The sequence below is a fragment of the Paenibacillus sp. J22TS3 genome, from assembly GCF_018403205.1.
Classification (GTDB): domain Bacteria; phylum Bacillota; class Bacilli; order Paenibacillales; family Paenibacillaceae; genus Fontibacillus; species Fontibacillus tuaregi.
This window is the reverse complement of sequence record NZ_BOSF01000006.1, coordinates 320365-341212: the sequence shown is the minus strand read 5'-3', so window position 1 is coordinate 341212 and position 20848 is coordinate 320365. Positions and strand designations below refer to the sequence as shown.

General features: G+C 49.4%; 15 protein-coding genes. 5 read left to right on the top strand and 10 right to left on the bottom strand.

Annotated features, from left to right (window positions below; genetic code table 11):
- Window positions 1–74: 74 nt before the first annotated feature.
- Window positions 75–1370 carry a polysaccharide deacetylase gene (locus tag KJS63_RS19870; RefSeq protein ID WP_213620707.1) on the bottom strand — a complete coding sequence of 432 codons (1296 nt, stop codon included), beginning with the start codon at window positions 1368–1370 and terminating at the stop codon, window positions 75–77.
- Between the two features lie 162 nt (window positions 1371–1532).
- Between KJS63_RS19870 and KJS63_RS19865 the strand changes: the two genes are divergently transcribed.
- Window positions 1533–2192, top strand: a complete 660-nt coding sequence (locus tag KJS63_RS19865; protein ID WP_068614357.1) for a DedA family protein — start codon at window positions 1533–1535, stop codon at window positions 2190–2192.
- A gap of 354 nt (window positions 2193–2546) precedes the next feature.
- Here KJS63_RS19865 and bcp read toward each other — a convergent pair whose 3' ends face one another.
- Entirely contained in the window at window positions 2547–3026 is a 480-nt protein-coding gene (gene bcp / locus KJS63_RS19860; protein WP_213620706.1) for a thioredoxin-dependent thiol peroxidase, read from the bottom strand.
- Between the two features lie 127 nt (window positions 3027–3153).
- On the opposite strand from bcp, the gene KJS63_RS19855 reads away from it, so the two are divergent.
- The 3 genes from KJS63_RS19855 (at window position 3154) to KJS63_RS19845 (ending at window position 6150) form a co-directional block, all read left to right on the top strand.
- Window positions 3154–4248, top strand: a complete 1095-nt coding sequence (locus KJS63_RS19855; RefSeq protein ID WP_213620705.1) for an LCP family protein — start codon at window positions 3154–3156, stop codon at window positions 4246–4248.
- A gap of 48 nt (window positions 4249–4296) precedes the next feature.
- Window positions 4297–5607, top strand: coding sequence for a glutamate-1-semialdehyde 2,1-aminomutase (locus KJS63_RS19850; RefSeq protein WP_213620704.1), 1311 nt, complete (start codon window positions 4297–4299; stop codon window positions 5605–5607).
- A 285-nt stretch (window positions 5608–5892) separates the two neighbouring features.
- Window positions 5893–6150, top strand: a complete 258-nt coding sequence (locus KJS63_RS19845; protein WP_213620703.1) for a hypothetical protein — start codon at window positions 5893–5895, stop codon at window positions 6148–6150.
- A gap of 186 nt (window positions 6151–6336) precedes the next feature.
- Here the strand turns inward: KJS63_RS19845 and KJS63_RS19840 are convergent, their stop codons facing one another.
- From KJS63_RS19840 to KJS63_RS19805, 8 genes are all read right to left on the bottom strand, one after another.
- Window positions 6337–7773 carry an extracellular solute-binding protein gene (locus tag KJS63_RS19840; RefSeq protein ID WP_213620702.1) on the bottom strand — a complete coding sequence of 479 codons (1437 nt, stop codon included), beginning with the start codon at window positions 7771–7773 and terminating at the stop codon, window positions 6337–6339.
- A gap of 134 nt (window positions 7774–7907) precedes the next feature.
- Window positions 7908–8780 (bottom strand): carbohydrate ABC transporter permease, encoded by an 873-nt coding sequence (locus KJS63_RS19835; RefSeq protein ID WP_068614345.1) that lies wholly within the window; start codon window positions 8778–8780, stop codon window positions 7908–7910.
- Between the two features lies 1 nt (window position 8781).
- Window positions 8782–9705, bottom strand: coding sequence for a carbohydrate ABC transporter permease (locus KJS63_RS19830; RefSeq protein ID WP_213620701.1), 924 nt, complete (start codon window positions 9703–9705; stop codon window positions 8782–8784).
- Between the two features lie 139 nt (window positions 9706–9844).
- Window positions 9845–11170 carry a response regulator transcription factor gene (locus KJS63_RS19825; RefSeq protein WP_213620700.1) on the bottom strand — a complete coding sequence of 442 codons (1326 nt, stop codon included), beginning with the start codon at window positions 11168–11170 and terminating at the stop codon, window positions 9845–9847.
- Between the two features lie 29 nt (window positions 11171–11199).
- Window positions 11200–12990: a sensor histidine kinase gene (locus tag KJS63_RS19820; RefSeq protein WP_213620699.1), complete on the bottom strand. Its 1791-nt coding sequence runs from the start codon at window positions 12988–12990 to the stop codon at window positions 11200–11202.
- 520 nt (window positions 12991–13510) lie between these two features.
- Entirely contained in the window at window positions 13511–14146 is a 636-nt protein-coding gene (pgmB, locus tag KJS63_RS19815; RefSeq protein WP_213620698.1) for a beta-phosphoglucomutase, read from the bottom strand.
- A gap of 50 nt (window positions 14147–14196) precedes the next feature.
- Window positions 14197–16683: a glycosyl hydrolase family 65 domain-containing protein gene (locus KJS63_RS19810; RefSeq protein WP_244862688.1), complete on the bottom strand. Its 2487-nt coding sequence runs from the start codon at window positions 16681–16683 to the stop codon at window positions 14197–14199.
- Window positions 16680–18995, bottom strand: coding sequence for a glycoside hydrolase family 65 protein (locus KJS63_RS19805; RefSeq protein ID WP_213620697.1), 2316 nt, complete (start codon window positions 18993–18995; stop codon window positions 16680–16682). The genes KJS63_RS19810 and KJS63_RS19805 overlap by 4 nt, the downstream gene beginning before the upstream one ends.
- A gap of 272 nt (window positions 18996–19267) precedes the next feature.
- On the opposite strand from KJS63_RS19805, the gene KJS63_RS19800 reads away from it, so the two are divergent.
- Window positions 19268–20458 (top strand): hypothetical protein, encoded by a 1191-nt coding sequence (locus tag KJS63_RS19800; RefSeq protein ID WP_213620696.1) that lies wholly within the window; start codon window positions 19268–19270, stop codon window positions 20456–20458.
- Window positions 20459–20848 lie beyond the last annotated feature (390 nt).

Below are 20848 nucleotides of genomic sequence, written 5' to 3'. Positions count from 1 at the left end.
CGGTAAAAAATCTAGTAACTAGTGTCACCATATTGTTCCCGAAATAGACGTCAAAGAGATGTTGGCAGCTTCATTTACAAGGCTTTGACCCTGTAATAATCACGGTCTTTGGTCACTGAAACGATAGGGTGCCCAAGCAGGCCGAGCAGGCTGCGGAGAGGAACCCATACGGTATCGCCCCTCGTTTCCAGGGCAAACGGGACCCCAGCTGATCCCTGCTTTCCAATCGTCATCTGCTCAGCAGTGTTTGAGTCCACCTTAATGGTCAATGTCTTTTTCCCCCAGGTAATTACCGCCGCCCGGTTAACACTGCTCCATTGGACTGAAGCCCCGAGACGTTCCATTGCTGCTCGAAGAGGCACCTTATACCTTCCTTCAGACAACTCGTATTCCCCGTACCCCATTTCAGTCTCTACGCCCCCTGTGCTCAGAACAAGCTGCCGCCCCTCCTGAAATAATGCTGCGTTCGGGACTACATGGTCCTCAACCCATTTCTTTGTTGGCTTTATTCTAGAACCCCATGCTCCGTTAGCCTTAATAGAGAACTGAACAGGCTTAACCTTGGAGCTTAGAGATTGAAATTCGTATCCGTGCGACTTGTAATATTCAATGATGCGTGGCAGCGCCTTTATCGTCTGCTCATGTCCAGCCCCGTCATGCATCAGCACCACGATCTGATCCTTCAGCTCCGCCAATTTAACGTTGCGGATCATCTCAGACGAAGGCACCCCTTTGCGTGAGGAATCCCGGGTATCCACATCCCAGTCAAAAACCGCATATCCCCCCCTCTTAAGGAGACTGAAATAACTGCTGTCAAAATGACCATACGTTCCACCCGGCGCCCGGACCAATGGGGTCCTTGAACCCGTGATATTCCGCAGGATTTCCTCCGTTTGTTTTATTTGTCTCCAGAATTCGCTAAAATTGTGGTAGAGCTTTTTGTACACGTGATCATAAGTATGATTTCCAAGAGCATGTCCACCTTCTGATATGCGTCTGATTACTTCAGGATACCTCTCTGCCTGCTCACCAAGCACAAAAAAGGTGGCTTTGGCCTTATTCTTAGACAAGATCGCCAGCACTTGGTCCGTCAGTTTGGTTGGCCCATCATCAAAGGTCAAATACACAACCTTCTTCTTGACCCCGGAACTGGAGGATACAGGTGTCGTTGATATGGCTGAACCAGAGGAGGACAGCGGCTTAAGACCGGCAAGACGACTTCCTGGCAAAATTGGTTGAAACTCTTCTTGTGCCGAAGCCGTAGAATTCCAAGAAAGGTTTAATGATGGATGAAACGCTCCGATAAGAAGGATCACTAGTAGAAATGGCACAAAAGTCCGCTTAATAACGTGCAGTAAGGTTCTGGACATTGTAGATAACCTCCATCAGTTCTATGAATGATAACTTGCTTTTGATAGATTATATGGAGGCTTCTTCGGAAATAGACTTCTATCTAAATATGAAATAATAAAATAGAAACAGGACTTATCTATCCTCTTAATAGATAAGGTTAGGAGCTGGAGAAGAAAATGATGGACTTCCTGAAGTACCTCGAAACTTTATTTGAATCCCATGGATATTGGGTTCTCTTTATCGGGCTAGTTCTTGAATTTATCGCACTGCCTTTCCCGGGCGAGACCACGATGGCCTATGCCGGATACTTGTCCTATAAAGGTCTGCTGGCTTGGCCTTTGCTCATTGTAATCGCGTTCTTGGGAACCACGATTGGAATCACAATTACTTATTGGATTGGACGAAAAGCGGGATTTCCTTTTATTAAAAGGTATGGGAAGTGGTTCCTCCTGCCTCCGAAAAAGCTGGATACAGCACGGTACTGGTTCGAGAAGTATGGCTACACCTTGATCTTCATCGGCTACTTTATCCCGGGTGTCCGTCACATTACCGGTTATTTCTCTGGAATTATTTCACTGCCTTTCCGCAAGTTCGCCATATACGCTTATTCCGGAGCCCTATTCTGGACTGCCTTGTTCATCGGCATCGGCAGGATATTCGGTCCCCAGTGGAGCAAAATGTTCCACCTCGCAGCCACGTATTCCGCTGCAGCCGGGATCGCCCTTGTGATTATCATCCTGGCTGTCGCCCTATTCCGGTACCGCAGATCCATTAAAGAGTTCATGATCCGGCGTTTCAGCAAATCCAAGAACAAATCAGAGACCTCTGAGATTGAATAACATTCTGGTTACCAGGGTGAAGCACAAAATAAGGCCATTCCCACAGTCATATTATGACATGAGATGGCCTCTATTTTTTATAGCTATATAAAATGAACTTATTAAGGTTACCCGTATGGGGCGCTGCGTTACCGAGTGTTCTTTAAGGCCGCTGTTGTCTCCGAAATGCTTGAACTAAATATCCAAGTAGGGGCATTTCGGAGACAAAGGCGGACGCTCTGCTTCTTCAGAATCACTCGGCCTCTCCGCTGAGATCGGTTAATTTTTAAAGTTCGCTTTATATAGATTGAATCTTGGTAAGCCTTAGGCTTCTCACACGCACTGTACTTGAGGATGAAGAACTCTCCCCCCCTGCTAGCTGCCGCTAACCTCCTGAAGCACTTCATCCACATGGCCGCGCACTCTGACTTTGCGCCATTCCTTGACCAAAATGCCCTCTTCATTAATCAGAAAAGTCGAACGCACAATTCCCTCAAACTCACGGCCGTACATTTTCTTAAGCTGCCATACTCCGAACATCCGGCTGACTATATGTTCTGTATCCGCCAGAAGCGGGAAAGGAAGCTCATGCTTGCCCGCAAATTTCACATGGGATTTCAGTTCATCCCCGCTTATGCCTATAATAACAGCCCCCTTGGATGCAAAATAAGTGGCGCTGTCGCGAAAATCACAAGCCTGCTGTGTGCAAGCAGGAGTCATATCCTTGGGATAAAAATAGATAACCACCTTGCTTCCCCGAAACTGGCTTAAAGTTACGGTATCCCCTTCTCCACCCACAGATGGAAGCGTAAAGTCAGGAACTGGCTGTCCCAGCTGTACCTGTTGATCTATCATAAGAAGCCCCTTTCTTTTTTTAACCTGTAACAATAAACAGGAAAATTGATTGTACATATAAAAGAAATTATAATGTATATACCAATTAGGCTAAAGAGCAACCATGGTTATTGAAGGGACGAACGTGATGACGAAAAAAACAAAGAGGACGATTATCTGGTCTGCCGCTGCCGTATTTATCATCATTCTTTCTATTGCAGCTTGGTATTTCATTGCCATCTATAACCAGGTTAACAACTTCCACAAGGTCGGGGAGAATTCTCCGTTCCATCAAATTGCGCCAACCGAAACGAAGGTGAACTCCCCTCCGAAATGGGAAGGCACCGAACGTGTAAATATACTTATGATGGGCGTGGATGCCCGCGGATTGAAGAAGGGGGAGATCCCCCGGTCCGATACGATGCTTGTAGCCTCCATAGATCCTGTTCAGAAGAAAGGCTACTTGTTCTCCATTATGCGTGACACTTATGTCGATATCGCCGGGCAGAAGAAGCAGGACCGGATCAACACCGCGATTACGCACGGCCCGGAATCTGCAATGCAGACGGCCTCTGATCTGCTCGGAATTCCAATTCAATATTATGTCTACACCGACTTCCAAGGCTTCATCGCCCTGGTTGATGCGGTGGGTGGCGTTGACTTCAATGTAGAGAAGGATATGCACTATGTCAGTGCTGCTGACAAACACGAGTACGATATTGATCTCAAAAAAGGGATGCAGCACCTGGATGGCAAAACCGCCCTCCAATACGTCCGCTTCCGGCATGATGCCATGTCCGACTTCACACGGACAGAACGCCAGCGCAATTTCCTAAAGGCTGTGGCCGAGAAGATGAAAACCACTACCTCGATCATGAACCTGCCAGGCATTCTGGAGAAGATCAATCCGTATATCGATACCAACATGACCGTGAATGATATGTGGAAGCTTGCCTCCGTAGGCTATGACAGCCAAATGAACGGCAGCGAACAGATTCCTCCGATGAGTCTGCTTGTTGAGAAAAACACCTCAGCGGGAGCTGTACTAGGGGTAAGCAGTGAGAAGAAACTGAAGGAATATGTTCAAGATGTTCTGAACGGAACCAAAGAGGATAATAAAGGTACTAAAGATGCCAAAGAAGGCACCAAAGATACTGAAAACACTAAAGATACTAAAGACAGCAAATCTGGCTCGGCCTCCGGCAGCCAGACCTCGGACAATAAGTCTTCGGCAGCCAAGTAAAATATGTGAAACGGCAGGCTGCCTAATCAGAAAGGAAGAATAAGTCATATGAACCGCAACCAATCCGAACACTTATATCAGGAGGCGCTCAAACATATCGTTGGCGGCGTCAACAGTCCTTCCCGCTCTTTCAAAGCGGTGGGCGGCGGTGCCCCTGTGTTCATGAACCGTGCCCAGGGAGCCTACTTCTGGGATGTGGACGGCAATAAGTATATCGATTATCTGGCCGCATACGGCCCTATCATTACCGGCCATGCCCATCCGCATATTACCGAGGCGATCACCCGGGCGGCAGCAAACGGCGTGCTCTATGGTACGCCGACCGAGCTGGAAATTCAGCTGGCGGTTAAGCTGAAGGAGGCCATTCCCTCCATGGATAAGGTCCGCTTTGTCAATTCCGGTACGGAGGCGGTCATGACCACAATCCGCGTCGCTCGTGCCTATACGAAACGCAACAAAATCATTAAGTTTGCCGGATGCTATCACGGCCACTCCGATCTGGTGCTGGTCGCGGCCGGCTCAGGCCCTTCCACGCTGGGCATCCCGGACAGTGCGGGCATTCCGACCAGCATCGCACATGAAGTGATCACCGTGCCGTTCAATAATCCAGATGCACTCAAGGAGGCACTGGACAAATGGGGCGAAGATGTTGCTGCCGTGATGGTTGAGCCGATTGTTGGCAACTTCGGTATGGTTATGCCGGAGCCCGGCTTCCTGGAGAGCCTCCGCAAGCTCGCGCGTGAATACGGCGCCCTCGTCATCTATGACGAGGTCATCACCGCCTTCCGCTTCCATTACGGGTCCGCGCAGACTTACGCGGGCCTCGCGAACCATGATGCCATCAAGCCGGATCTGACGGCGCTGGGCAAGATCATCGGCGGAGGCCTGCCGATCGGCGCATACGGCGGCAGCAAGGAGATCATGGAGCAGGTGGCTCCCCTCGGCCCGGCCTACCAGGCCGGTACGATGGCGGGCAACCCCGCCTCGATCTCGGCAGGCATCGCCTGCCTGGAAGTGCTGCAAGGCGCGGGCGTCTACGACGAGATGGAGCGCCTTGCCGTGCGGTTGACGGAAGGCCTTGGCGCTTCCGCCGCCCGCCACGAGGTGCCGCTTACGATCAACCGGATCCGCGGCGCCTTCTCGACCCACTTCTGCGACCACCCGGTCACGAATTACGATGAAGCGCAGGACACCGATGGCGAGCAGTTCGCCGCCTTCTTCCGGCACATGCTGGAGCAGGGTGTCAACCTTGCCCCATCCAAATATGAAGCGTGGTTCCTGACCACGGCTCATACGGATGCGGATATTGATTTTACGCTGGAAGCAGCGGACAATGCGTTCCGCAAGATGAAAGCATAAGCAATCTGAACATGGCAACAGCCCGTCCGGCAATAGCTGGGCGGGCTGTTTTACTGTTTTGGTACTTTATATTTGGCACATCACATTGGCATGGCGTTTGACGCTTACGGCGATAGAGGAAAGGTAACATGGGTGAAATGACTAATTAGAACTTTGACACTCGAGGTACTTGGAGATGTGTTTCATGAAAAGCTGAATTACTGCCCAATGGAACATGATGGATTGTGGAAACGTTCAATAAATCATTCTTTATGAGAAGCGATTGGGTCCAAAGTTACCTTCAACATGGCTCCAAGCCCGGCTATTCAGAGCTATCTCATCGAGATTGCTCCCGAATCAGCGGATATTCAGCTCGGCTTTAATACTTCATCACTTCACATTGGAGTCGCACTCGGCTCCATGGTAGGCGGCTTCGTAGTGAGCCAATACAGCATTTCTGTTAATCCTGCAGCAGGCAGGTTGATTACCCTCTTATCAATCCTCTCCGCCCTCTACTCGATGACTAGAAAGGAAAAACATGATGCTATAAAGAAGGCATTTTAAAACAAAGTTTGAGAATTTCAAATGAAGCAGGCATCTGTTTTTGACAAAGCTTTCGGTGTAAAAAAGGACTGTTGGAGATCGTTTTTACGCTTACCTTGCAAGGCCCCTCTTTCGGCTCTTACAGCAAATAGACCCCCGCCGGGGCAGGAGCCTATTTGCTGTGATTCTATTAAGAGAACGAAACAATTATTGGGCTTTCAGCTTGTCAAACACCTTTTCCTGCACATTCTTCGCAGCTGTGTCCAACTGTGCTTTGCTGTCCATATCCTTCTTGGAGAAGGTCTCTTGGATCACGTTGGACATCTCCGCATAATAATCCTGTGTGCCGAATTGAGCCTCTGGCTTGCCATCAAGCAGTGCGGTGATTTCCGGATTGTATTTATAGATGTTATCGTACTTGTCATAGATGGCCTGTGTCTTCTTGCCGAAATCGGAGTCAGCTTTGAAGTAGTCCATCAACTGAGGCACATAATACTTGCCGTTGGTCTTACGCTCTTGAATGTTGGCTTCCAGCGCTTGAAGACCTTTTTCAGAGAAATAATCGAAGGTGATGTAACGGAACGCCATTTCCTGTTCGTCCTTGGTTGCATTCGGGTTAATTACATAATAATTCCCGCCTAGGATTCCTGTATGCTTGCCGCCCTTCTCGGCTGCTGGCATTGGATAAGTCAGCACATCCTCAGGCTTCATGCCTCCCTGATTCAGCGCAGGTTCAATCACATCAGCAGCTCCAGCCATAACCATGGCTGTGCGGCCCTGCTGGAACGTATTAACCGCGTCTGCCCAGCCAAGCGCCCAGTCCTTCGGAATGGCGTTTGCTTCATATTTCAGCTTTTTGTAGAAGTCCAAAGCCTTAATCCCGGCTTCCGAATTGAAGGTTGCGGTTACCTTGCCGCCTTCATTCTTCTCAATCTCTCCACCAGCTTCGAACAGGAAGTTCGTCCAGTTCCAGCCAGCTTCGTTGCCCTTGCCCATTGGAGCAATGCCCGCCACGCCCTTGGCCGGGTTAGCTGCATTTTTGGCTGTATTCAGCATATCGTCCCATGTCCAGTCCACCGGTGGGACCGCAACAGACTTGGCATCGAGCAGCTTCTTGTTCAGTACGGTAGATACGACATAACCATTATAAGCAAGCCCGTAAACTTTACCGTTGATTACAAATTGATCTTGAAGCACAGGGTTCATCTGATCTTTGTACTTCCAATTATTATACAGGTCCGTAATATCGGCTACCCAGCCTTTTTCAACCAGGAAATTCGCTTCGGTTGCAAAGGTATTAAAGATCGTCGGGGCCTCATTGGACGCCATCTTCACACCGATCTCTTCAATCTTGTACTGCCAGTCATCCTTAATGATTTCCACATTCGGATATTCCGCCTGGAAACGCTTGATTTTATCATCCTCCTGAGCCCGCATGACCTTCAAATCGGGTGTAGGATAATGGATTTTGATCGTAATCTTCTTCTTCGTGATATCTTCGCTGCCGGACGTATTGCCCGTATTAGAGTTGTTGTTGGCTCCGGAGCCTTCCGCTTCTTTCTTCGGTGCCGTACCCCCGCTGCAGGCCGAGAGCATAGTGCCCAGGAGAAGCAAACATAACAGAACTGCTGAGAACTTGCGCATTGAAACTCCCCTTTTCGCTATTTGTTAGTGTTCAAGGCTTACCGCCCTGCTCTCTCATCATATTGAACATCCGTTCTTCACACGAGGTGTATTCCTATGCCCTTTGTGTGTGCAATTACGCTTGCTTGGGTGGATTACCCTTTGACCGCAGACATGGTCACCCCGCGCATAATAAACTTCTGGAACAGGAGGAATACAGCAATAGGCGGTACCATAACCAGGAACAGTACGGCAAACTTGATGTTGGTATCGAGCGAGCGGACATTGATCACGTATTTAAAAATAGCCGTAGCCAGCGTGTACTTATCCTCGGTCTGCATCACCAGTGATGGCCAGAACCAGTCATTCCATGCGGCGGAGAATATAAAGATCGCCAAGGTAGAGAAGATAGGAATGGACAGGGGCATTGCGATCCGGAAGAAGCTGGTCAGATCAGAAGCTCCGTCCATCTTCGCCGCCTCGAGAATCTCCATATGAATCCCGTCGAAGAAATTCTTCATCAGCAGGAAATTGAACGCACTTGCTCCCGCAGGGAGCCAGAAAGCCCAGTACGTGTTGAGCATGCCAAAATCTCTTAAATTCAAAAAGCTCGGAATCAGATAGCTGGCTGCCGGTACGAACAAGGTCATCAAAAAGAAGAAATAGATGGCCCGCTTGTACGGCACATTCAGCCGGGAAATGCTGAAGGATGCCAATCCAAGCACAACAACGGTCATGAACAGGTTGCCTGCGAACACAAAAATCGTATTTTTCAAAAAGCCCAGCAGGTTAATATATTCCCAGCCTTCCTTCAAATTTGACCAGTTCCAGGAGTCCGGGAAAAAGTGCGGTGGAAAGCTGTTGACCTCCTCATTGGACTTAAGCCCGTTAAACATCGTCATCAGAATCGGATACAGCATAGTTACGACCATACCCGCAATCACAATCAGCATCAGGCCGTATACCAGCTTGTTCATTGGCTTCTTCAGGTCATAGGAGGACAGAATTCCTCTATCATTGGCTGCCATCTTAGTATTCCTCCTTGTTCAGCTTGAACTGAATGATGCCCAGAATGCCAAGTACTATGAACATAAGCACTCCGAGCGCCGAAGCCGCGCCGTAATCCTGACTGGTAAATGCATACTTCACAATATGAAGCGCATAGGTCAAGGTCGCTTTGTTCGGTCCACCGTCCAGCAGGGCCATCTGGGACTGGTAGGCCTGGGAGGTACCGATAACCTGAAGAATCAGCATCAGGATAATAAGTCCCTTCATGGATGGAAGGGTGATGTACCGGATACGGTTCCATACACCCGCCCCATCAATCTCAGCGGCCTCATACCAGTCTCGCGGTATACTGAGCACGGCCGCAAGATAGATCAGCATGGCAGAACCAAACTGCTGCCACGTCTCCATGACAACCAGGGAGATCATGGACCAGGCGCTGTCAGAAATAAACGATATCGATTCGGTACCGAATTTCGAAAGAACCGCATTCAGCGGTCCTACCGGGTCATACATCCATCTCCATACCCCATAGAGCACGACACCCGGCATGACATAAGGCAGATAAGCGGATATCCGCACAAAACCCTGGAATTTACGAAGCTCCGAAATAGCAATTGAAGCGGCAATAGGCACCCAGAACCCGATAATCAGACACAGGAACATGTAATACAGGGTGTTCTTCACGGCCTTCCATGTGTCCGGGTCGTCCAGCACCTGCTTGTAATTATCCAATCCTACAAAGCTGCTTCCCTTGACATAATCAATATGGAAGAAGCTGTTGACAATCCCCTTAAAAATAGGCATCCATAAGAACAAGGTGAAAACCACAATCGCGGGGACCAGAAAGGCGTACCCCCACAAATGTTTTTTCCACCTTCCTGATCGTGCCGTATAGTCCGGTTTTGTTAGCTTCTGGTATGTGGCGGTTACTTCCGGCTGCTCCATCTAACTCCCTCATTCCCCTTTTATTTCGGACACGGGCTGAACCTTATCCAGCATCCCGGTTCATTCCTGTGTCTTCACTCATTGTAGATAAGAAGGGGGGAAGTTCACATGTGTATATCTATTTGAATCATAGTTATTTTTACTTCTTCAATTCACTTGGGCTCATGCCGTAATATTTCTTGAAAATCTTGCTGAAGTGCTCCGGCGACTCATAACCGACCTTCTCGGCGATCTCATATCGGCGCAGGTCTGTATTCAGAATGAGCGAGCGGCTCTCTTCCATCCGAAGCTTGATGACGTACTCCCACAGGTTATATCCCGTAGTCTTCTTATAGAGATAGCTCAGGTAGTTGGGACTGACATGATTCTTCTTGGCTACTTCATGTATGGTAAGGCCCTTCTGGGCATAGTTCTCCTCGATATACTGCTTCGTCTTCTCAACAATCCAGTTGCTCTGCTTGCTCATTTCCTCTTCAGATGGGTCGCTGGAGTAGACATTCCAGTTGAAATCACCATAGTAAAAGACATAGTGGTCTCCATGCTTCTGGTTCCAATGGATGGCCTTGCCCGCCTGCTTGTTCAGAATCTCCAGGAATTCGATTCCCTTCAGAATCTGGCTGATGCCAATTACGCAGTGCATCCCCAAATATTTATGAATATGATAATGAAGGCTTCGCCCGATCATCTCCAGCTGGTTGATTTTGTTAATGCCTGGCTCCTCATACTCCTTCTCACTCCACTGCACAATCACACTGATCTCCCGGCTTGACGAGTAGAACGACGTGGCATTCCATTCCTGCTCCATCAATTCCTGAACAATATTCAGCGCCGCATACCTGAACAGTTGGAGATCCCTAGAGGAGAAGTGGCCTTCGGAACGGGAGTTCGGATTCATCTGGAGTTTGATAATGGCATAATAAGGTCCATATAATCCAAGTCCATACCCTTCATTTGCGCCGAGGGGACCCTCAAGCACAGCAGCAGGGTTCTCCAGCAGCCGGTTAAGCTGTTCTGTGCTTGCGGGAAGCGGTTCCTCCATATGAAAGTGCTCATCCATATCCGCCATAATCTCCTCAAGCCCCGAAATCGGCTTATCCATCTTAAGAAGCACATTGCGAACACTATCTAGAAAGTGCTCACTGTTCAGCGGTTTGATAAGATAGTCTTTGGCTCCGAGCCGCAGAGCCATCTGGGCATATTGGAAATTCTCATGCGCTGAGATGATGATTGCCTGCAGACGGGGTCTGATCATTTTGGCCTGATGCATCAGCTCGATGCCGTTCATGGCCCCCATCTGAATATCGGTCACCAGCAGATCAATCTCTTCCATCCGTATAAAATCCAGGGCTTCATACCCGCTATGGGCTGTATACACCTGGTGTATGCTCAAGCCTGAGGACAAGAGCAAATTGTGCAGGCCTTTGCAAATCAGCGGCTCATCATCCACAACTAATACATTGTACATGGGACTCCTCCTTTGTCTTCTCTCATGTTCTATATCTGGTCGGCAGGGAGAGTGATGGTTACCGATGTTCCACCTTCTTCGCGTCTCGTATACTTGAGGCCATATAGAGGACCGAAATGAAGCCGGATGCGCTGATGGATATTCCGAATGCCATAACCCGTGGACGGATCATGCAACTCGTCATTCAGCAGCCTGTCAATCGCCGCATAGTCGGTCATCTTATACCCGTTATCCTCAATCCGGATCAGCATATTCCCCTGTTCTCTCCAGGCCCGGATGAGGATTACCCCGTCATCCTCCATATTCTTGACCCCATGGATAATGGCATTTTCAATCAATGGCTGCAGGGTAATCTTCGGAATAAGCTGCTGCAGCGTATCCCCGGAGATATCCCAGACCACCTTGAAGCTGTAATCGTATCGCATCTGTTGGAGCTTGATGTAGGCCTTGGCATGCTCCAGCTCTTCTTCGAGCGTAATCAGCTCCCTGCCGCGGCTGAGGCTGATCTTCATCAGCTTGGACAGTTCCTTAATCATTTCCGCCGATTCCACGTTGCCTTCAAGCGAGCTTTTCCAATAGATGCTCTCCAGCGTGTTGTATAGTAAATGAGGGTTAATCTGCTGATATAAAATTTGCAGCTGGGCTTCCTTCTCACGGATCTCCATCTGGTACTGATTCTGAACCAGATCGTTCAACCTGCGGGCCATATCATAGGTGGATGTAATGAGTACACTCACCTCATCATTCCTGCCTCTGCGCGGGGTCACCGGTACGGAATGGCCTGGAACATATTTGCGTACGAAGAAGGCCAGCCGCTGAAGCGGCATCATAAGTGATTTCCAGAAATAAGCCATCACCAGCAGCACGACCGCAGCGTAGACGATAGAGATAAGCTGGATCACCTGTTTCATTTCGTTCTGCTGCTGGAGCAGGGCTTTGACAGGAACCCTATAAATGAGCTTCTGTTCCAGCGCATGATTATAGTTCATGACATAAATATACTCAGACGTGATTACATCCACTACGCCCTCCGGCTTCACTATATTCTGGTTCACTTCCTGCAGCTGCAGGAGGGTCCCAGTCTCAGGTTCTGTGGAAGCCAGTATCCTGTTGTCCCAATCGGTGAAGTAGATGTTGCCGTCTGGCAGGTCTACCGTCTGCAAGGACTCCCCAATCTTCGCATCCATCTTGGTGACCACCAGCACACCGATAGTCTCGCCCTTGGAGATATTATTGATTGCCCTGACATAAGCCAAGGTGCTCATCTTCTCGTTGTCCTGCGAGTTCATGCCCTTAATGATTCTCAGGTAGCCTTTTCCCTTCTTGGCAATAGCCTCGTCGAACCATTCCGGCTTGTCTTTGTTCGACACGAAATAAACACCCGATTTCTTAACCTGGGGATAATTCGGCGCGAAAAAATAAGCATCATCCGGATCATACACATACAGTGAATAATAGATCGGCTCCCGCCCGTCTGCAGCCTGCGAGTAGCCGTTCAGAATCTTCTCGATTTTCTCGTATTTCTTCACCCGCTCATACACCGAATCCGACACATGAACATCCAGCTGCTGGACAAGCGGGTTCTGGATCACGGTGGAGGTCACTTTATTTACGGTATCGATGTCCCGATTGATCAGCGTAAAGTTCTGTTTGTTCAGCTCCACATAAGCATTGGTGACATGATGCTTCAGAATCTGTTCCGCCTTCAAATTTCCGTAGGCATACAGAATGAAGATGGGGCTGAACATGATCAGCAGGAGCAGGATAAGCTGCTGCTTCACATTCATTTTTGACAGCGGATTCATAAATCCTGAATTCAACGGCTCACACCTCCGGCTGAGTTAAATATATCAATTAAAATCAGTGCGAACATAGGCGTTTCTACGGAAAGTATGGGTGTATGTAAGCACTTTTGTGCAGGACCTTGCCTGCTATCTGAATTATAAGACTTATCTGGTAAAAAAGGGGGACAGATCGCCGCTCTGCCCCTATTCAGTGAAAAAACAAGCAGGGAGAACTCACCTCCCTGCTTGCCTCTTGTCCTTCAGCTTGTTCTTTCACTCGATCCACTGCTGGTTCTTCTTAATGTTCTGCATTGCCCTTGAGCTCGCTCTCCGGGCATGTTCTTCTCCTGCTACCTCACTTTGTCCTCTACTTACTCTTCATCTTGCCCTTCCACTTGATCTTCTGCTTGTTCTTCTTCTCGCGCTCCAGCTTGTTCCTCTGCCTGCCCTCCCGCCAGCACTCCGGCTTTCGCTCAGCTCAAGCTATCCAGGTTATCCCTGCCAGCCAAGTCCAGCTTACAGCACTGGCTCCGTTCAAAAGCAGCTTCTGCGAAATTCAAGCTATCAGCTCATCCACGCCCGAAACTACTTTATCCGCACCAGGCAGCAGGTCCGCTCTGCCAATTCCCACTACACCCATTCCGGCTGCAATCGCCGCCTGAACACCTGCAGCCGCGTCTTCGAAGACGACACATTCAGCAGGTTCAAGGCCCAGCTTCCGGCAGGCAATCAGGAACACTTCTGGGTCCGGCTTCGCGTTGACCACCTGATTGCCATCCACAACCGCATCGAACAGACCTCTGATGTTCAGCTTGCTCAAGATGAATTCCGCATTCTTACTTGCGGAACCGAGTGCAATCTTGACCCCCCTGCTGCGGAGGTCTGTCAAATATGCTCTAACTCCCGGGAGCAGCTCAGACTCATGCAAGCGGGAGATGAATTCCACATACCTCTCATTTTTGGAAGCGGCCATTCTCTCCCGCTCTTCATCCGATGCGTCAATCCTGCCAATTTCAAGCAAAATATTTAAAGATTCCATCCGGCTTACACCCTTAAGCCGCTCATTATCTTCTTCTGTGAATTCAAAGCCCAGTTCCTCCGCAAGGCTGCGCCAAGCCAGGTAATGGTATTTAGCTGTATCCACAATAACTCCATCGAGGTCAAAGATGGCCCCTTTCATCTGTTCAAACATTGTGTCTCTCCTCTACTCTACAGTTATACTGCTAATTTATATAGTCAGGCTCAGACTCTGTCCGTCCCGTAATCCACGTCAACGGCTTGATCCTGCTGACAAATCCGCCGCTCACCGAACACATCAACCGGGAGTTTGCGGGTGTGAACCGCTTGTGGAATTACCGATACTCTGCTCTTGCTGACCTCAATTTGATACTGCTGCCCCAAGAGAATCACACAGAAGCTGATCTTCTCCCACTTGGCCGGCAGCTGCGGCCGGATATGCAGTACTCCTTTTTCATAATGAAGTCCTGCAAAACCGAGCACTGCCGCCATCCAGGCTCCCCCGTTCGCAGCCGGATGTGTACCGCCAATATATAAATCCCCGACATACTGCTTCGAATCTCCAGTCAAGTCAATGGTAGCTGTGCGCATGAAATAAGGATATGCCCAATCCGGAGAACCGATGTCCGAGGCGACCAGCGCGTATACACATGGGCTAAGGCTTGAACCATGCTCTGTACGCGGCTCGTAATATGCCCAGTTGACTTTTTTGACTTCCTGAGGAAGAACCTCCTTGAACAGATGGAGCATGAGGACCACATCCGCCTGCTTGATAATCCGGGTTGTGGTGGCAATACCATTCCCTCCGCCCCAATATTCATTCGGATGGATCACCCGGGATTTCACTTCATCCAGGGAGGCATCCTCAAGTTGGAAGTATCCATCGAACTGTTCAACAATGCCGTCCTCTGCGCCAGGCTGCAGAACATACAGCTGATCATGCATCTCACGGATATGCTCAACTGTCGGCCCTCCCGGCTCTCCTCCGGCAAGGATCTCCTGAACGAGTTCCGGATAATCAGGCTGCAGCAGCTCCATTACCAAAATGGCCGTTTCAAGCGCACGCTTGACCATATAGTTCGTAAACGCATTATTATTCACACGTTCATGATACTCATCAGGACCTGTAACATCCAGAATTTCATACCTCATCTTCCGTGAATTGTAATAGCCGTAGGAATAGAAGAAGCGGGCACACTCCCAGATTACGCGGGCGCCTCCCTCAAGCAGCAGGCGGATATCCCCGGTAAAAGTGTAATACTGCCATATGCCATGTACCACATCGGCGCTGATGTGCACCTGTTTGTCCCTGAAGTAGGTTCTCATCTTTCGTCCGGTGAATACATCGCTCACATTAAACAGGGTGCAGGCATCCTCACCGCTGTCCTGGCTCTCCCAGGCATAAAAAGCACCTTCGAATCCATATTCCGCTGCCTTGCGGCGTGCACCCTCCAGGGTATGAACCCGGTACATCATCAGGTTGCGGGCTACCTCCGGCTGGGTGAAGAGGAAGAAGGGCAGCATAAACATCTCGGTATCCCAGAATACGGCGCCTTTATAGACCTGCCCGGAGAGCCCTCTTGCCGGAATGGACACCTTTTCCGATTCATAAGGGGCAATAATCAGCAGCTGATACATGCTGTACCTTAAAGCGAACTGGGCTTCATCGTCCCCTTCAATCCGTACATCCGACAGCGCCCATTTCTCGTCCCATTTCCGCTGGTGTTCTGCCAGAAGTTGATCGTATCCTGCCTCATACGCGTCTTTGGAGCAGTTCAGCGCAGCCTGTAGGGGATCTTGCACCGGATCGAGGCCCGTAAAGATCGACACATATTTTACCCATTCATAGGTCTCCCCGGCCAGACAATCCACCGTGATTCTCCGGTATATCTGCTTATCTTCGCTCACGATTTCCTCAGTGACATTATTTGTGGCAATACGTGAATCCGCGATTGTGCTTATGTGCGTGTCTGTAGCAATGCGTGATTCCGCATTTGTATTTGTTCCTGCGTCTGTAGCAATTCGTGATTTCGCGTCTGTATTTGTGCCTGCATCTATGCCAATGCCTGTTATATCTCCAAAATTGCTCCACATGCTTTCAGCCACCACAACCGTCTGCTTCAGCTCTTGTGACACAGCCTTCAGAGCGATGCTTCCGTCCTCATCAACCGCTTCAGACCTCTCCAGATGGGGGCCATTAATATCCCACACGTCCCCATCGATTCCTGTCTCAATCACGATGCGGCAATTCCGGGTGCAGCTGAGGGTCATTTTACTGACCAGCAGCGGCAGCTGAGCTAGACTGGCAAAGCGCTCTGAACGGAACGTAATCATATTGTCTGAAGCTCCACCGGAGCCGGTTGTATGCAGCTCTGAAGCTTCTCCCACCGCAAAGGTTGTCGTACGGCGATGCACAGCCTGCCGGATATCCAGCTCCTGCTCGTGATGTACAGGAACGAGGTTCAGTACACTGAGCTGCTCATCACCTGCATAGATTCTAGTTGCCAAGCCGTTTGGCACATTCACAGGCTCCCGCCATTTGCCCGGAACCTGATCATACAACCCGGCAACAATTGTTGCGGTTAGCTCCTGCTTCGTGAATTCCTCCAGTGTTCCGCGGTAGCCAAACCGGCCGTTTCCGATCATAAATTTATTGCCATTAGTCTCCGCAGACTTCGGGGTATATCCTGTCTCCCTAACCGTCCAGCTCATGATACGATCCCCCTCTCTGCAGACGGAAGCGCAATAACCAATCCGGATTCATCCACCGTATGGGGCTCACCATAAATCCGAAGCCGTACGCTTCCGCCCTCCGATAGCGAGCGTACTTTAACCTGAGTTCTCTCCACGTTAACCTTGAGTGTTGTTCCCTGATAGACAATGTGGAAGCTGAATCCTCTCCAGCGCTCTGGCAGGGATGGGTTCAGCACCAGCTCCTCCCCATCTGAACGCATGCCTCCGAACCCATACACCACATTCATCCACGCTGCAGCGATCGAAGTGGTATGAAGCCCTTCCCGTGTATTCCGGTTGTAGTTATCCAAATCCAACCGTGTGGCAAACTCAAAAAATTTGTATGCCTCCTGATGCTTCCCAAGCTCCGAGGCCAGAATGGAATGAATCGACGGCGAAAGCGACGACTCATGGATACATCTCGGTTCATAATACTCATAATTCACACGCTTCTCTTCAAGCGTAAACTGCTGGTTATACAAGAACATGAACATCAGTACGTCCGGCTGCTTGATCATATCGTAGCGGTACAGACGATCGTAGGACCAGTTCGAATACAGCGGGAAGTCCGTAACTGGGATACTGTGAATATCCAGATGCGGCATATCAAAGAACCCGTCATGCTCCTCGTAGATGCCGCTCTGCTCATCTTTTGGAATCCGCATATGCTCAGCTAGATGCTTCCACTGCACAAGCTCTTCATCCTTAAGCTCTAGCCGTCCGGCCAATTCGTTGAATGCGGCCTCTTCCTCTCTCCGCATTTCCTCTACCGATTCCAGCGTGTATTCGAACATTTTTTTAGCCAGTAAATTGGTATATGCGTTATTGTTCACCATCAGCTGAAATTCGTCAGGTCCCATAACCCCATAGTAGCCATATTGGCCGGTCTTCTGGCCCCATTGCCCCCGGGTCGCGTAGAAGCGGGCAATCTGGATCAGCATCTCAACGCCTTTTTCATACAGAAAAGCTTTGTCTCCCACGATTTTGACATAATGCCACAATCCGTAAGCCACCGCCGTACCAACATGAAGCTGAAGATTGGAGTGCTGCCAGAGGTCACAGCTTTCTGTGCCGTCAATTGTGGCAATCGGGTAGAAGGCTCCTTCACAATCCACATCACGGGCACGCTGAAGTGCCTCGGGCAAGGACTTGTATCTGAATTCCAGGAGGCTTTTAGCCGCTTTAGGGTTATTGAAAATATAAAAAGGAAGACAGTAAGACTCGGTATCCCAAAACGCCAGCCCCCGGTACGCTTCGCCGGTCAGCCCTTTGGCCCCGATATTGAAGCCAGGATTATCGCCGTGATAGGTCTGATACAATTGGAAAATACAAAACCGGATGCCCTGCTGATTCTCCTCATCCCCATCAATCGTGATGTCCGAGGTCTCCCAGATGCGCTTCCAATAAGCATGCTGGTCCTCCAGTGCGGTCTCGAGTCCCGGAGCTGTATGCTTCAGTGCTAAATCATGTCCCCTAGCCCACAAGCTGTCTAAGTCCGTCAGCAAATTCTTCTCTGCGTAATTCACCACCAGCTTATCGAATACCGCCACCTGCCCCTGTTCAAGGCGAAGGGTCAAATCCTGCCCGATGAACAGTTCATCTTCGATATCCACCGAAGCGGTCATGGCATCGGAATGCGCTTTGTAACTGGCATACAACCGGTTCCCTGTATTAGCCGTCTCGCCGATCATAGCTCTAATTCCGTCACGATTGTCCTTGCCGAGACACTTCCAGAACCCGCGTCCCTGGTCCTCATGTATTACCGAAAAATCCAGTCCGGTCCGCAGTTGGGCCGTACCTGAGAAATTCAGCGGAGTCAGCTTAATCCGTTGTCCCCCCAGATTAGAAGCGGTCATACTAACCAGTCGAGTGAATTCCAGCTTTATAGACTTTCCACCCTGCAAATGCCAAACGAATTCACGTGAATAAATCCCCGTACGAAAATCCAGCCTTCTGCTATAATCAGATATCCGGCTAGTGGCAAGATCCAGAGTCTCCCCATCAATAGTGATCCTTGTATACAGCCAATCCACCGCATTCACCATAAAGCGCAGTGACCTGATAATTCCCTTGTAGTGGGCGCTGACCTCCATCTGTTCGAACAGGCCATTGAAGTAGCTTCCTTTTAGACTGTCACCGCTATAGCCCTCTTCCGGGTAGCCTCGTACGCCCATATATTCATTCCCCAGCGAGAAAATAGATTCCGAGACCCTGTTCCGCTGCGGATCAAAGCCCTCTTCTACGATCGCCCAGGGATCAATTTTTAAGTATTTGTCTGCAATTTTAGGCATGCTCTCCCTCTCCCTTTGTCAATATCTATGTCTCCTCCACAGACTATCCAAAAATTCGGGAGTACCCAATGTGCAGCGTTATCCAGCTTATGTGTGAAACTACGTATCTTCAGAGCAATAAGAGTTCATTAAATTAATTCATAAAATCTGGTAACTTTCCGGGGGATTAAGCGTCATAGAATTAAATGCTATAGAAGTCGAGCTATGAATTAATACGTAAGGCAATCATGTGAAATGTTCTTAAACTAAAATAAAACCTATGGAGGTATACCGTGAAACTGAGGAATTTTAAACATTTTTTTCTCTCTGCTGCCGTCGCAGCTATGCTCCTGCCCGCATCCCTATCCGCAGCGGACGGATTGTCGGTAGGTGATCTCGCCCCGCGTCCGGAAACGGCTGTACAAGTTCAACCGGGTGACGGATCTTTGGATAAGCTTACGTTTACCCAGGGAGGAACCCCTGTCTTTGTCTCCAATGCACCGGAAGCTCTATACGAAGGCAACCGCTCAGACGGCTCGGATGTTGTGCAGGTCAATACCACGCTCTACCGTGACCAGATGAACGGCAGCTTCCGTTTCTGGTCTGCTCACACTAATGCCACTAAGAAAAAGGTAGCTTTCTATATGCATGTGAAGAATCCTTCATTAAGCCCGGTTAAGCTCTATATCAAACGTAAAGGATATTCCAGCGGAACCTCGGCCGATCCGGTCACATCCTTAAAGGCTGCAACAGAACAATTTATGAAGCTCCCTGAAGGAATAGGCGGCACGCTTCTTGCGACAATTCCTCCAAAAGGGTCTTATACTCTTTCTTATTCGACTTCCGTTGCTCCTTATCAAGTCATGAATTATATCGGAGACTTCAGAGCTGTAAATGTAAAGACAGGACAGAGCGCGGCTGTGATCGTATCGGATGTTGTGACCAATAACGGGGTCTCCAAGGTGAATGAATATGCTGCCAGCACCCGGATTGCGGTGACCAACGGGGACGATTACCGAGGGCTTCTGAAGCACTCGGCACGTACCGTTGATGTTAAGCTGGAACTGACGCCTGAAGCTCCAGCCAAATACATGAAGGTCAGCGATTCCGTGCCTTATGCCTATCCAGGCGAGCAGGAGCCGCTGATGACCCGTTGGAGTGTGGAGGGTGAGCCGCTCAAAGCTCCCGTTGAAGTGGTGAAGGGCTCGAAGAAGCGGGGCTCTTACTGGTTCACGGATTTGACGTACAAATTCGAAATCAAGAACTCCTCAGGGCTCGCCACTGTCCATACGCTTTACGGCGGGGCCTCCCGCAGCGAAAACACCGGATATGTGCATTACAAGATTGATGAAGGAACTCTTCATACCTACAGCTTTGGTGCCCGGCAGACCCGTGTCATCAGTGACAGCACCTCATTCACTTTAAAAACGGTGATTCAGCCGTTCATGTCCGTGCCTCTTGGGCTGTACTTCACTGCCGAGTAAATCAAGACTTTCTTGCTTTCACCTAAGAGGTGGCAAGCTATGCAGCAGATAAGAGTGCTAATATCAAGTTGCCTGCCGCTTTAGAATTGACTCATTTTTTCGAACGACAGCACGCCTCTACTCATAAATAGGGGGTCGCCCCAAAAGACGACACCTTCGTATTATTAGGTCAGCCAGACTGGTTGGCCTATTCTTTTGGATTTCTCAAATTATTATCGGGGAATGAAATCCAGAACCAAAGGCGACTGCTAGCGCTTGGCCGCGGGTCGTTCGTCTCTTCGCGACTTCGGCGAAACAAGTAATTAAAAGCAAAAGAAACCGTTTCTTGGTAACCTGGAGGCGAGCCCCCATTTACAAAAGAACCGGTTTTCTTTGAATATTCAATATACT

Excerpts from the sequence above, each read along its gene's own strand:
- pgmB (WP_213620698.1), bottom strand. The coding sequence starts at position 14,146 with ATGTTTGAACAGATGAAAGGGGCCATCTTTGACCTCGATGGAGTTATT.
- KJS63_RS19805 (WP_213620697.1), bottom strand. The coding sequence starts at position 18,995 with ATGCCTAAAATTGCAGACAAATACTTAAAAATTGATCCCTGGGCGATC.
- KJS63_RS19870 (WP_213620707.1), bottom strand. The coding sequence starts at position 1,370 with ATGTCCAGAACCTTACTGCACGTTATTAAGCGGACTTTTGTGCCATTT.
- bcp (WP_213620706.1), bottom strand. The coding sequence starts at position 3,026 with ATGATAGATCAACAGGTACAGCTGGGACAGCCAGTTCCTGACTTTACG.
- KJS63_RS19855 (WP_213620705.1), top strand. The coding sequence starts at position 3,154 with ATGACGAAAAAAACAAAGAGGACGATTATCTGGTCTGCCGCTGCCGTA.
- KJS63_RS19825 (WP_213620700.1), bottom strand. The coding sequence starts at position 11,170 with ATGTACAATGTATTAGTTGTGGATGATGAGCCGCTGATTTGCAAAGGC.
- KJS63_RS19865 (WP_068614357.1), top strand. The coding sequence starts at position 1,533 with ATGGACTTCCTGAAGTACCTCGAAACTTTATTTGAATCCCATGGATAT.
- KJS63_RS19840 (WP_213620702.1), bottom strand. The coding sequence starts at position 7,773 with ATGCGCAAGTTCTCAGCAGTTCTGTTATGTTTGCTTCTCCTGGGCACT.
- KJS63_RS19835 (WP_068614345.1), bottom strand. The coding sequence starts at position 8,780 with ATGGCAGCCAATGATAGAGGAATTCTGTCCTCCTATGACCTGAAGAAG.
- KJS63_RS19830 (WP_213620701.1), bottom strand. The coding sequence starts at position 9,705 with ATGGAGCAGCCGGAAGTAACCGCCACATACCAGAAGCTAACAAAACCG.
- KJS63_RS19845 (WP_213620703.1), top strand. The coding sequence starts at position 5,893 with ATGGCTCCAAGCCCGGCTATTCAGAGCTATCTCATCGAGATTGCTCCC.
- KJS63_RS19850 (WP_213620704.1), top strand. The coding sequence starts at position 4,297 with ATGAACCGCAACCAATCCGAACACTTATATCAGGAGGCGCTCAAACAT.
- KJS63_RS19810 (WP_244862688.1), bottom strand. The coding sequence starts at position 16,683 with ATGAGCTGGACGGTTAGGGAGACAGGATATACCCCGAAGTCTGCGGAG.